The 12,540-nt window shown below is 73.6% G+C and carries 11 protein-coding genes; all 11 read left to right on the top strand.

The features are described 5' to 3' along the window. The first annotated feature begins 12 nt into the window (after positions 1-12). Complete coding sequence (locus ACXN5W_RS00285) at positions 13-1,305, top strand: MFS transporter (RefSeq protein ID WP_473156042.1); 1,293 nt, start codon at positions 13-15, stop codon at positions 1,303-1,305. Between the two features lie 62 nt (positions 1,306-1,367). Beyond that, positions 1,368-1,592: a hypothetical protein gene (locus tag ACXN5W_RS00280; RefSeq protein ID WP_473156041.1), complete on the top strand. Its 225-nt coding sequence runs from the start codon at positions 1,368-1,370 to the stop codon at positions 1,590-1,592. Positions 1,593-1,712: 120 nt separating this feature from the next. Continuing rightward, positions 1,713-3,410 (top strand): replication-associated recombination protein A, encoded by a 1,698-nt coding sequence (locus tag ACXN5W_RS00275; protein ID WP_473156040.1) that lies wholly within the window; start codon positions 1,713-1,715, stop codon positions 3,408-3,410. 846 nt (positions 3,411-4,256) lie between these two features. Then, positions 4,257-4,535: a hypothetical protein gene (locus ACXN5W_RS00270; protein ID WP_473156039.1), complete on the top strand. Its 279-nt coding sequence runs from the start codon at positions 4,257-4,259 to the stop codon at positions 4,533-4,535. A 413-nt stretch (positions 4,536-4,948) separates the two neighbouring features. Continuing rightward, a complete protein-coding gene (locus ACXN5W_RS00265) occupies positions 4,949-5,953 on the top strand; it encodes a hypothetical protein (protein ID WP_473156038.1) in 1,005 nt (334 codons plus the stop codon). Between the two features lie 183 nt (positions 5,954-6,136). Then, the gene (locus ACXN5W_RS00260; protein ID WP_473156037.1) at positions 6,137-6,598 is read left to right on the top strand and encodes a DUF948 domain-containing protein; all 462 of its coding nucleotides are present in this window, start codon (positions 6,137-6,139) and stop codon (positions 6,596-6,598) included. A gap of 43 nt (positions 6,599-6,641) precedes the next feature. Then, positions 6,642-6,944, top strand: coding sequence for a hypothetical protein (locus ACXN5W_RS00255; RefSeq protein WP_473156036.1), 303 nt, complete (start codon positions 6,642-6,644; stop codon positions 6,942-6,944). Then, the gene (gene alaS, locus ACXN5W_RS00250) at positions 6,941-9,619 is read left to right on the top strand and encodes an alanine--tRNA ligase (protein ID WP_473156035.1); all 2,679 of its coding nucleotides are present in this window, start codon (positions 6,941-6,943) and stop codon (positions 9,617-9,619) included. The genes ACXN5W_RS00255 and alaS overlap by 4 nt, the downstream gene beginning before the upstream one ends. Positions 9,620-9,870: 251 nt before the next feature. Further along, on the top strand, positions 9,871-10,332 hold the full coding sequence (gene ruvX / locus ACXN5W_RS00245) for a Holliday junction resolvase RuvX (RefSeq protein WP_473156034.1): 462 nt from the start codon (positions 9,871-9,873) through the stop codon (positions 10,330-10,332). Then, positions 10,329-11,549, top strand: a complete 1,221-nt coding sequence (mltG, locus tag ACXN5W_RS00240) for an endolytic transglycosylase MltG (protein WP_473156033.1) — start codon at positions 10,329-10,331, stop codon at positions 11,547-11,549. The genes ruvX and mltG overlap by 4 nt, the downstream gene beginning before the upstream one ends. After that, entirely contained in the window at positions 11,546-12,355 is an 810-nt protein-coding gene (locus ACXN5W_RS00235) for a shikimate dehydrogenase (RefSeq protein WP_473156032.1), read from the top strand. The genes mltG and ACXN5W_RS00235 overlap by 4 nt, the downstream gene beginning before the upstream one ends. Positions 12,356-12,540: the final 185 nt, after the last annotated feature.

Raw genomic sequence — 12,540 nt, 5'->3', positions numbered from 1 at the left:
CGAGCAGGCCCGGTGAGCACGCTCACCGTCCGCCAGGCCCACCGTCGGTACCTGGTCCTCTACGGTCTGCGGTGGCTGCCCACCGGGCTGATCATCCCGGTGCTGGTGCTGCTCATGCGGGAGCGTGGCCTGGCGCTGGCCGAGATCGGGATGGTGATGGCCGCCCAGGGACTGCTGGTGCTCGTCCTGGAACTGCCCACCGGCGGTCTGGCGGACGCCTTCGGCCGCAAGCCGGTGCTGGTGACCGCCGCCCTGCTGAACGTCGTGTCGCTGGCGCTGTTCGCGGTCGCCTCGTCGGTCGCGCTGTTCGTGGTGGTCTTCCTGTTGCAGGGCGCGTTCCGGGCGCTCGACAGCGGCCCGCTCGACTCCTGGTACGTCGACGCGGTGCTCGCCGACGACCCGGACGCCCAGCTCGAACGCGGCCTCGGCGGGGCCGGAACGGTAGCCGGGCTGGCCATCGGTGCCGGCGCGCTGATCAGCGGTGGACTGGTGGCGCTCGGGCCGGTCGGGCCGGTCAGCGCGCTGACCACGCCGGTGCTGGTCGCCGCCGCGCTGCAACTGCTCGGCCTGGCCGGACTGCTCTGGCTGCTGGTCGAGGTCCGGCCGGCCGGCGGGCGGGACGCGCTGCGGGCCTCCGTACGCGGTGTGCCGGGGGCCATCGGCGGAGCCTTCGGCCTGCTGCGCCGCTCGCGAGTGCTGGTCGCGCTCGTACTCGTGGAGGTGTTCTGGGGCTTCGGCATGGTCACCTTCGAGACCCTGCTGCCGATCCGGCTCGCCGACGTGGTCAACGGCGCGGACCGGGCCGCCGCGCTGCTCGGACCGGCCGGCTCGGCCGCCTGGATCGCGTCGGCCGCCGGCGCCGCCCTCGCCGCGCCGGTCGCCCGGTGGCTCGGGGCGGCCCCGGCCGCCGCGCTGCTACGGATCCTGCAGGGCGCCACCGTGCTCGGAATGGGCCTGCTGGCCGGGCCGGTCGGGGTGCTCGCCGCGTACCTGGCCTGCTATGTCGTCCACGGCGCCAGCAACCCGCTGCACCAGGGGCTGCTGCACCGGCAGGTCGACGGGCCGTACCGGACCAGCGTGCTGTCGCTGAACTCGATGATGGGTCAGCCGGCCGGCGCGCTCGGCGGCGTCGTGCTCACGGCGCTGGCGGGTGCCACCAGCGTCAGCGTGGCGATGCTGGCCGGCGCCCTGGTGCTCGCGGTCGCGGCGCCGCTGTACCTGCCGGCCTGGCGCGCCGTGGCGCTGAGCCCGGCGACTCGCACCGACGCCGGCCCGCCGCTCCGGTTGATCAGCCCGGGAGATTGACGGGAAGTCCGACGGGGTACATCCCGCGCCGACTCACTGGGAACCCCCACCGGAGGACTGAGATGCTCGCCATCGCCGCGGCAATAGTTTTCGGCTTCGCCCTGCTGCTGGACCTGTTCGACACGGATCTCGGCGCACACGACCTGTTCAACTGGAACACCCTGGTGCTGATCGGGCTGTTGCTGCTGTCCCTGTACCTGGCGGGTGTCGGCCGTGGGCCGCGTGGTGGCGGCGGCGGTGGCGGCGGTGGCCGCTGGTACCGGGGTCGCCGTCCGGGTCGCGGCTGAGCCGCCCGGACGACCCGATCGACCCGGACGTATGACGGGGTTGACCCGGTCGTACGACCCGACCGGCCCGGCCTTCGGCGCGTGTTCGGCGCCGTGGGCCGGGCCGGTACTGTCGTGCTGATGGAACCGGACGGCCTGTTTCCGCTCACCGAAACCGGCGGCGCGCACGAGGCGCCCGCGGTGTCTCGCGGCGTACCCACGGCTCCCGGCGGGGACGCCACGGTGGCCGGGCTGTCCCGGCCGGCGCCCGACTCGCCCCTGGCCGTCCGGATGCGCCCGGTGAGCCTGGACGAACTGGTCGGCCAGGAGCATCTGCTCGCGCCCGGCGCACCGTTGCGGCAGTTGGTGAGTGGGTCGACACCGATGTCGGTCATCCTCTGGGGGCCGCCGGGCAGCGGCAAGACCACGATCGCCCACCTGGTGGCGGGCGCCACCGACCGGCAGTTCGTGGCCATGTCCGCGCTCTCGGCCGGGGTCAAGGATGTCCGGGCGGTGATCGACGCGGCTCGCCGGCGCCGCCGGGCCGGGGGTTCGCCGACCGTCCTGTTCATCGACGAGGTACACCGGTTCAGCAAGACCCAGCAGGACTCGCTGCTGGCGGCGGTCGAGGACCGGACGGTCACCCTACTGGCCGCCACCACCGAGAATCCGTACTTCTCGGTCATCTCCCCCCTGCTGTCGAGGTGCGTGCTGCTCACTCTCCAGCCGCTCGGCGAGGACGCCGTGCGCGGTCTGCTGCGCCGCGCGGTGACCGACCAACGCGGCCTGGGCGGCGCGGTCACCCTGGCCGCCGACGCCGAGGACCACCTGGTACGCCTCGCCGGCGGTGACGTGCGCAAGGCGCTGACCGCCCTGGAGGCAGCAGCCGCCGCCGCTCTGGCCGGCGCGCAGCCGGAGCCGGGGTCTGGCGGAGGTGAGCACCGGCCCGAGGGTCCTTCCGGCGCGCAGCCGGAGCCGGCATTTGACGGAGGTGAGCACCGGCCCGAGGGTCCCGCCGGGGTCGTGATCGACCTGGCCGTCGCGGAGCGGGCCGTCGACGTGGCCGCCGTGCGGTACGACCGGGACGGCGACGCGCACTACGACGTGACGAGCGCCTTCATCAAGAGCATGCGCGGTTCGGACGTGGACGCGGCGCTGCACTGGCTGGCCCGGATGCTCGTCGCCGGCGAGGACGCCCGGTTCATCGCCCGCCGGATCGTCATCTTCGCCAGCGAGGATGTCGGGATGGCCGACCCCTCGGCGCTCGGCGTCGCCACCGCCGCGGCGCACGCGGTGGAGTACGTCGGCCTGCCCGAGGCGCAGCTCAACCTGGCGCAGGCGGTGATCCACATGGCCACCGCGCCCAAGTCGAATTCGGCGACCACCGCCCTCGGGGCGGCGATGGCGGATGTCCGGGCGGGTCGGGGTGGCCAGGTCCCGCCGGGGCTGCGGGACGCGCACTACGCGGGTTCCCGCGGTCTCGGGCACGGCCGGGGTTACCGCTATCCGCACGACGACCAGCGCGGGGTGCTGACCCAGCAGTACGTGCCGGACGATCTGGTCGGGGTGGACTACTACCGGCCCACCGAGCATGGCGCCGAGCGAGCGGTGGCCGGTCGGCTACCGGCGCTGCGCGGCATCGTGCGGGGTCGGTCGGCGCCCCGGCGCGCCGAGGGCGCGGGCACCGCCGGGGTCGGCGGATCCGGCACGCCGGCGGGGCGGGACGTGGCGCGGCTGGCGACCGATGCGCTGGCGGGAGACGACATCGCTGCCGGGGTGGAGCGCGCCGGCGCGATGGTGGCCGGCGGATCGCCGGCCACGGAAGGGGAGCAACCGTGACACCGCGTGGTCCGGAACGTCCGGGGGATGGTTCCGAGGAGCGACGCGAGCCACCGGCCCGGGGGCGCCGGTGGGGACGCGCCCGGTCCGAGCCGGTCCCGCCGGCCGAGGTACCGGCCGAGGAGGTCGGCTGGATCGACGACCTGCGGACGGCCCGCGACCGGCGAGGTGGGATCGGTGGGCCGGATGGTCGGGACGCGCCACCGGCCGGTGCCGAGCACGGGCCGGGCCGGCCCGCCGAGGTGCCGGATCCCCGGCGACCCGGCTCGGCGTCCGGTCCGGACGCCCCGGGCCGGTCCCGGGCGGCGGCCGGGGAGCCCTGGCCCGAGCGTCAGGCCCCTCCGCCGGGCCAACCTGGCACGCAGGGTCAGCCGGGCATGTCGGGTCCGCAGGGCCAGCCGGGCATGTCGGGTCCGCAGGGCCAGCCGAGGATGCCGGGTGGGCCGGGTCAGCCGGGTGGGCCGGCGGCGCGGCCCGGTCCGGCGACGCCGGCCGCGCGGTCCGCGCCGGTCCGGCCCGGTCCGGGCCCGGGTCCACAGGGTGCGCCGGGTCCACAGGGTTCGCCGGGTTCGCAGGGTGTGCCGGGTCCACAGGGTGTGCCGGGCTCGCAGGGTGCGCCGGGTTCGCATTCCGGCCGGGCGGGATTCGGTCCCGCGCCGGTCCGGGGAGCCGAGCCCGCCGGACCCACAGGCGATCCGGCGGGTCGCGGTGGCCAGCAACCCGGCCGGGTCCGGGACGGACTGTCCGAGATGTCGGGCGAGGTGCGCCCGCCTCGACACGGTGGTGTGGACGGACCGGGCGCGGACGGTGGCGGCGAGGTCCGCCCGCCCCGGCACGGTGCCGCCGGTGGACTGGACGTGGACGGCGGTGGCGAGAGCCACCGGCCTCGGCACGGTGGCACCGGTGGACCGGATGCGGGCGGTAGCGGTGAGATTCGCCCGCCCCGGCACGGTGCCGCCGGTGGACTGGACGCGGGCGGTACTGGTGAGATCCGCCCGCCTCGGCATGGCGGTGTGGACGGACCGGTGCCGCCACGGGGGAGTGGGGCGCCCGACGGGCCTCGCCGCCCGGCCCGCCCAGCCGACTGGCTCCGCCGCGGTCGCGGTGACCGGTCCGCGCCGGTGAGCGGCGCGGCCGGTGGCGCCGCGGGTCCGGTGTCCGGACCGCCCGTGCCGGACCGGTCCGTCGGTGGTGCCGCGGGTCCGCCGTCCGGGCCGCCCCTGCCGGGACGGGCTGCCGGCGTGGCTCGGCCCGGCCAACCGCCCGCCGGTCCCGGGGTGCCGGCACCGGCCCTGCCGCCGGCCGGTCAGCCACCGCGCGGAACCAGGCCACCCGGTGGGCCGGGTGGCGCGGCGCCGCGCGGAAGCGGATCACCGGCTCCGGCGGAGGACCCGACCGGGCCGTCGGCCCAGCACCCGGCCGCTGACCAGCGCACCCCTTACCGCCGTACCGATGGCAGGCCGCCGGCCCCGGTTGCACCCGGCGCGGTCCGGCCGGCGCCGGGCTCACCGGCTCCGCCGTCGGGTCGGCCGTCCGGTGTGCCCGGTGAGCCGGCCCGGGGTGCGGCCCGGCCGGCCGCCGCGGGTACCGAACCACCGCGCGGAGCGGTCCGGGTCGACCGCCCGGCGCCCGCCGGGCAACCGCCGGCGGGCGTGGCGCCGGTCGGCGGCACCGCCGTACCGGTCCGCCCGGCCGGACGGCCGTCGCCGGGACCCGACCGGCCGACCGCCCCGACGCCGCCGGCCGGACCACCTCCGGTGACCGGTGCCGCGTCGGTGCCGGTGGCCCGGGCGGCAGCCGTGGTGCCACCCGAACCGGTCGGCGCGGGACCGGGCCGGGGAGCGCCGCCGAACAGCGCCGTCCCGAAGTCGGTCGGCGAGGGCCGTAACCGGATGTCGACCGGGGTGGACGCGGTCCGCGGTGCCCCAGCGGAGCTGCGCCGCCAGATGCGGGAGAAGCGCCGGCTCCGGCTGGCCGCTCTCATCCTGGCCTGCCTGGTGGTGCTGGCGGCCCTGCCGCTCTACTTCGGTTTCCGGGCGGCCGACCGGGATCCGGTCTTCACGTCACTCGACGCACTCGGCCTGCCCGCCTGGTCCGCGATCGGCACGGTGGACGACGTGAGCGGCAACCGCTGGTGCATGATCGACTGCCGGTTGCGGGAACGGATCACGCGGTCCCAGCGCGATCCCGAGGAGACCAACCGGGTGTACGTCGCCGCGCTCAAGAAGGCCGGCTGGCAGCCCTGGCAGCCGCCGCTGTGTCCGGAGCAGAAGGTCGAGGGGCACTACAGCTGTTGGCGGCGGGACGAACTGACCCTGGACCTGTGGGTACGCAAGCCGACCTGCAACGTGCCGGCGGATCCGAGCGCGCCGCCGAACGGCCGGCTACAGCCGCCGCCGCAGGACCGTAAGGACGAGGCGGACTGCGCCGGCTCGCAGGTGTCGGTCAAGGTGCGTAACGCCGTCGACGACGACCGGACCGGTCCGCAGCCGAGCACCGATCCGTCGCTCACCGGTGTGGATCCACGGCCGACCGGTTCCTGACGATCCACTCCGGGCTCCGGGGCATCCGCCCGTCGTGCGACCCGTGGTCGTCACGGACTGTAGGGTCTGCACGTTGGCGGAGACGGACGGGTGTAATCGCCGGCCTCGATTCCGGTAGGCGAGACCGCAGCCGGGGTACCAGGGCCCGCGACGATTTCCGGATTTGGGTGGAGGAGGACACGGGTGAGTGGTGGAGAGATCGCCGCACTGGTCGCGGCTGGGGCGTTTCTGATGCTGGTGCTGGTGCTGGCGGTACCGATCCTCCGGTTGCGGCGCACGGTCGACGCGGCGACGCGGGCGATCAACGACATGAACGAGCGGACGGGTCCGCTGTTGAGTGACGTGACCGCGACGGTCGGCAACGTCAACATCGCGCTCCAGCAGGTCCACACCTCGCTGGACGGGGTCAACCTCCAACTTGCCAAGATCGACACGATGACCGGGCACGCCCAGAACGTCACGGCGAACGTGGCCAACCTGGCCACCGTGGTGTCCGCGGCGGCGGCGAACCCGCTGGTCAAGGTCGCCTCCTTCGGCTACGGCATCCGCCGGGCCGCCGCCGCCCGCCGGCACGCCGAGACCGAGAAGGAGGTCCGGACCGCCATCAAGCAGCGCCGCCGGTCCGCCCGCCGGTCCGACCGCTGAACCCGGCGCTGGAGCCGGGACGCCGACCAGGAAGGATGGGGGCATGAGGCGGTTGCTGTGGTTGGGGATCGGGCTCGCGGTCGGCGCGTTGGTGGTCCGCAAGGTCACCCGCACGGCCCAGGCGTACACGCCCGCCGGGATCGCCACGTCGCTCACGGAATCCGTTGGCGGCCTGGTGGAGTCGCTGCGTAGCTTCGTGGACGACGTCCGCGACGGGATGGCGGAGCGCGAGGAGGAGATCCAGCGCGCGTTCACCGAGGGCGTGCTGTACGAGGACAAGTTCGCCGAGCTGCGGGAGCCCGCGCCCGGCGCTGACGAGCGGTTCCGGGAGGAAGGCACCCGATGAGAACGGCGGAGATCAAGCGACGGTTCCTGGCGCATTTCGAGGCGGCCGGCCACACCGTGGTGCCGTCCGCTCCGCTGCCCGCCATCAACGACCCGAACCTGCTGTTCATCAACGCCGGCATGGTGCAGTTCGTGCCGTACTTCCTCGGCCAGCAGACGCCGCCGTACCGGCGCGCCGCCAGCGTGCAGAAGTGCATCCGGACCCCGGACATCGACGAGGTCGGCAAGACCAGCCGGCACGGCACGTTCTTCCAGATGAACGGCAACTTCTCGTTCGGCGACTACTTCAAGTCCGAGGCGATCCCGCTGGCCTGGGACCTGGCCACCAGATCGGTGGAGACGGGCGGCTTCGGGCTCGACGCCGAGCGGATCTGGCCCACGGTCTACCTGGACGACGACGAGGCGTACGAGATCTGGCGCAAGGTGGGCGTGCCCACGGACCGGATCGTCCGGCGGGGCAAGGCGGACAACTTCTGGTCGATGGGCATTCCCGGTCCGTGCGGCCCCTGCTCGGAGCTGTTCTACGACCGGGGTCCGTCGTACGGCCGCGAGGGCGGACCCGAGGTCGACGAGGACCGGTACCTCGAATTCTGGAACCTCGTCTTCATGCAGTTCGAGCGGGGGCCGGGGCAGGGCAAGGAGGACTGGCCGATCCTCGGTGACCTGCCGGCCAAGAACATCGACACCGGCATGGGCCTGGAGCGGATGGCGTCGATCCTGCAGGGGGTCGACAACCTCTACGAGATCGACGAGGTCCGGCCGATCCTGGACCACGCGGCCGGGTTGACCGGCAAGCGGTACGGCGCCAACCCGTCGCATGTGGCCAGCGAGTCGCACCCCGACGACGTCCGGCTGCGGGTGGTCGCCGACCACGTGCGGACCGCGCTGATGCTGATCGGTGACGGTGTCACGCCGGGCAACGAGGGCCGCGGCTACGTGCTGCGCCGGATCATGCGCCGGGCGATCCGCGCCATGCGGTTGATGGGCTACCAGGACCGTTCGCTGCCCGAACTGCTGCCGGTGGCCCGGGACTGCATGTCGCCGTCGTACCCAGAGCTGGCTACCGATTTCGACCGGATCTCCCAGTACGCCTACGCGGAGGAGGACGCCTTCCTGTCCACGCTGCGCGCCGGCACCACGATCCTGGACACGGCGATCGCCGAGACCAAGGCGACCGGCGGCGGGAGCCTGTCGGGTGCGAAGGCGTTCCAGCTGCACGACACGTACGGCTTCCCGATCGACCTGACCCTGGAGATCGCCGCCGAGCAGGGTCTCCAGGTCGACTCCGACGGCTTCCGTCGGCTGATGGCCGACCAGCGGGCGCGGGCCAAGGCCGACGCGCAGGCCCGCAAGACCGGGCACGTGGACACCTCCGAGTACCGGTCGGCGCTGGACGCGGGCGGCCCGGTGCTGTTCAGCGGGTACACCGAGATCAGCCGCGAGTCGACGGTCCGGACGCTGCTGTCCGGCGGTGGGGCGGTGCCGGCGGCCGGCGAGGGCGAGCTGGTGGAGCTGGTGCTGGACGCCACCCCGTTCTACGCCGAGGGCGGCGGTCAGCAGCCCGACCAGGGCCTGATCACGGTGGGCGGCGGCCAGCTCGAGGTGCTGGACGTGCAGCAGCCGATTCCGGGGTTGACCGTGCACAAGGCCCGGGTGATCCGGGGCGAGGTGCGGACCGGCGAGACGGCGTACGCGGAGATCGATGTCACCCGGCGGCGGGCGATCTCCCGGTCGCACACCGCGACCCACCTGGTCCACCAGACCATGCGGAACTTCCTCGGCGAGTCGGCGACCCAGGCCGGGTCGCTGAACGCGCCGGGCCGGCTGCGGTTCGACTTCAACACCCCCACCGGGGTGTCGCCGAGCGTGCTGGCCGACGTCGAGCAGCAGATCAACGAGGTGCTGCTGAACGACCTGGAGGTGCACGCCTTCATCACCAGCCAGGAGGAGGCCCGCCGGCTGGGCGCGATGGCGTTGTTCGGCGAGAAGTACGGCGAACGGGTCCGGGTGGTCGAGGTCGGTGACTACGCCCGGGAGCTGTGTGGCGGCACCCACGTCTCCCGGTCCGGTCAGCTCGGGCTCGTCAAGATCCTCTCCGAGTCGTCGATCGGTTCCGGGGTACGCCGGGTGGAGGCGCTGGTCGGCATCGACGCCTTCGGGTTCCTGGCCCGGGAACACCTGCTGGTGTCCCGGCTGGCCGAGCTGTACCGGGTGCCCGCCGACCAGGTTGCCGACCGGGTCGAGCAGACCGTCACCCAGTTGCGGGACGCCGAGAAGGAGCTGGAGAAGCTGCGGGCCCAGCTCGTGCTCGGTGGTGCGGGGGCGCTCGCGGCGCAGGCGCGGGACCTGAGCGGGGTCGCGTACGTCGGCACCGAGGCGCCGGAGGGCGCGGCCGGGAACGACGTCCGGACCCTGGCCCAGGAGATCCGGGGCAGGATCGACGCGGCTCGTCCGGCCGTGGTGGCCGTGGCGGCCCGCTCCGGTGGCAAGGCTTCCATGGTGGTGGCGGTCAACGCGGCGGCGAAGGGTCGCGGCCTGTCGGCCGTGGACCTGGTCAAGGGCGCCTTCTCGGGTCGGGGCGGCGGCAACGCGGACCTCGCCCAGGGCGGAGGTCTGCCGGCCGCCGAGGCGCCCGGCCTGCTGGGCGCGGTGGAGCGGGCCATCGCCGGGGCGTAGTCCGGGGATCGACCCGGCGCCGGGCCACTTCTGTTGCCCGGCGCCGGGTCCCTGCTGCTGCCCCTGGCGGTTCTCCTGCTGGCCGGTGTCCGGACCCGGTGCCGTGGGGTCACCTTTGGTGGCCGGTGTACTCCTTACCGTGTGGTTGGCGTGGTGGAACGCCCACCTCGGTTGCCGTAGGGCGGTTCGCTGTGGTTTTCTCGGCCACGACGAACCGCCCCCTTTCCCGTCTGCGGAGGAAACGGACCACGATGACAGACTTTCCGCGCGGCGTCCGCCTCGGGGTGGACGTCGGGCAGGTGCGTGTCGGTGTGGCCCGTTCCGACCCGGACGGGGTGCTCGCGACCCCGCTGGTGACGTTGGCCCGGGACCTGCGGACGGCCGATCCGGACGTCCCGACGGACCTGGCCGAGCTGGGCCGGCTGGTCGGCGAGTACGAGGCGGTCGAGGTGGTGGTCGGATTGCCGGTGACGCTGGCCGGCCGGCACGGGCCGGCCGCCGAGATCGCCTCGACCTACGCCCGCCGGCTTGCCGGAGTGGTGGAACCGGTCCCGGTCAGGCTTGCCGACGAGCGGATGTCGACAGTCGTCGCGTCTCGTAGGCTGTCCGAGCGGGGCGTCAAGGGACGGCGTCAGCGGGCGGTGGTCGACCAGGCGGCCGCGGTGGAGATCCTGCAGAGCTGGCTGGACGCGCAGCGGAGGCGGACGACATGATCGACGAGCTGGATCTCGGCTTCGAGGAGCGGGCCGAGAAGGGCCGACATCGGCGCGGTTACGTCGCCAAGCGGACCGGCGGGAAGGCCGGCGGCCGGGGCAAGACGTTCGCCGCGCTGCTCATGACGCTGGTCCTGCTCGCCGCCCTGGGCGGCGGCGCCTGGTACGGCTTCGGCCGGATCCAGAGCTTCTTCGGCACCCCCGACTACCCGGGTCCGGGCACCGGTGAGGTGGTCGTCCAGGTGAAGGAGGGCGACTCCATCAGCGACATCGGCAACACGCTGTACACGGCGGATGTCGTCAAGAGCGCCAAGGCGTACATCAAGGCGGCCGAGGACAACTCGCGGGGCAAGAACGTCGGCGAGGGGACGTACAAACTGCGCAAGCAGATGAAGGCGTCCGACGCGGTTAACCTGCTGCTGGACCCGAAGAGCCGGCTGGTCAACGGGGTGACCGTCACCGAGGGCGAGATCAGCCTGGCGATCTACAAGAAGTTGTCGGACAAGACCAAGATCCCGGTCGACGAGTTCAAGAAGGCCGCCAAGGACCCGGAGAACCTGGGTGTGCCGGACTTCTGGTTCAAGCGCAACGACCACAAGAAGACGACGAAGAGCATCGAGGGTTTCCTCTACCCGGCGACGTACGAGATCCCGAAGGGGGCCACGGCCGAACAGATCCTGCGGATGATGATCGCCCAGTTCCTCCAGGTCACCACGGACATGAAGTTCGTCGAGACGGTGGAGGCGGAGCGGGGCGGGATCAGCCCGTACGAGGCGTTGATCGCCGCGTCGATCGCCCAGGCCGAGTCGGTCAACGCCAAGGACATGGGGCCGGTGGCCCGGGTCATCTACAACCGGGTGTACGCCGGCAAGTACTCGGTGTGCCACTGCCTCAAGATCGACAGCGGGATCAACTACTGGTTCCGGTTGCAGGGCAAGGACCCCAAGGACTCCGACAAGATCAAGCAGAGCGAGCTGAACGACCCGAAGAACCCGTACAACACGCACGACGTCGACGGCCTGCCGATCACCCCGATCAGCAATCCGGGCGAGGCGGCGCTCAAGGGCGCGATGAACCCCCCGGAGAGCGACAACATCTTCTTCGTGTCCATCGACAAGGAAGGCACGATGGGCTACGCCAAGGACGACGCCGGCTTCCGGGACCTCCAGCGGACCATGTGCCGCAACGGCGTGCTGACCGGCGAGAACTGCGGGTGAGGGCCGCCGTCCTCGGCAAACCGGTGGGGCACTCGCTCTCCCCGGTGATCCACAACGCCGGCTACGCGGCAGCCGGGCTGCCCGGCTGGTCGTACACGGCGATCGAGTGCGCCGAGGCCGAGCTGCCCGACCTGGTCGCCGGGCTCGGTCCGGACTGGGCCGGCCTGTCGCTCACCATGCCGCTGAAGGAGGCGGCGCTCGGGGTGGCCGCCGAGGTGACGCCGGTCGCCGCCGCCGTTGGCGCCGCCAACACGCTGGTACGGCGGAACGACGGCACCTGGTACGCCGAGAACACCGACGTGGCCGGCATGGTGGAGGTGCTGACCACGGCCGGCGTGCCGGCGCGTGCCGAGGTCACCGTCCTGGGCGCCGGCGGTACCGCTCGGGCGGCGCTGGCGGCGGCGGCGCGGCTGGCCGCCGCCGAGGTGACCGTGCTGGCCCGGCGGCCGGCCGCGATCGACGACCTGCGACCGGTGGCCGAGCGCCTGGGCGTACCGATGCGCGGTGCCGACTGGACCGACGCGGCCCGGATGGACGCCGATCTGGTGATCTCGACCGTGCCGAAGGGGGTGGCCGACCCGCTGGCCGGCGCGGTCCGCTGGCGTCCCGGTTGCGTCTACTTCGACGCCCTGTACGACCCGTGGCCGACGCCGCTGGCGGTGGCCGCCGGGGCGGCCGGCTGCCCCGTGGTCTCCGGGCTGGACCTGCTGCTGGCCCAGGCGATCGGCCAGTTCGAGCTGTTCACCCGGCGCACCGCCCCACGAACCGCGATGGCCGCCGCGTTGGCCGCCGCCCGCCGCGCCTGAACCCGCCGGCCGGCCCCCGCACCCACGCTGTGCCGCCGTGCCGCGCTGTGCCGCCGTGCCGCGCTGTGCCGTCCGTGCGTCGGGCTGCGTCGTCCGGTCGCGCTGTGTCGTCCGGTCGCGCTGCGTCGTCCGTGCCGCGCCGGCCTGTCCGTGCCGCACGGGGGCCGTCCGGGTTGCCCTTCGTT

This window comes from Plantactinospora sp. A48, assembly GCF_055793945.1.
Note: the sequence above shows the minus strand (reverse complement) of the source record. Positions and strands in the feature narration are given on the sequence as shown.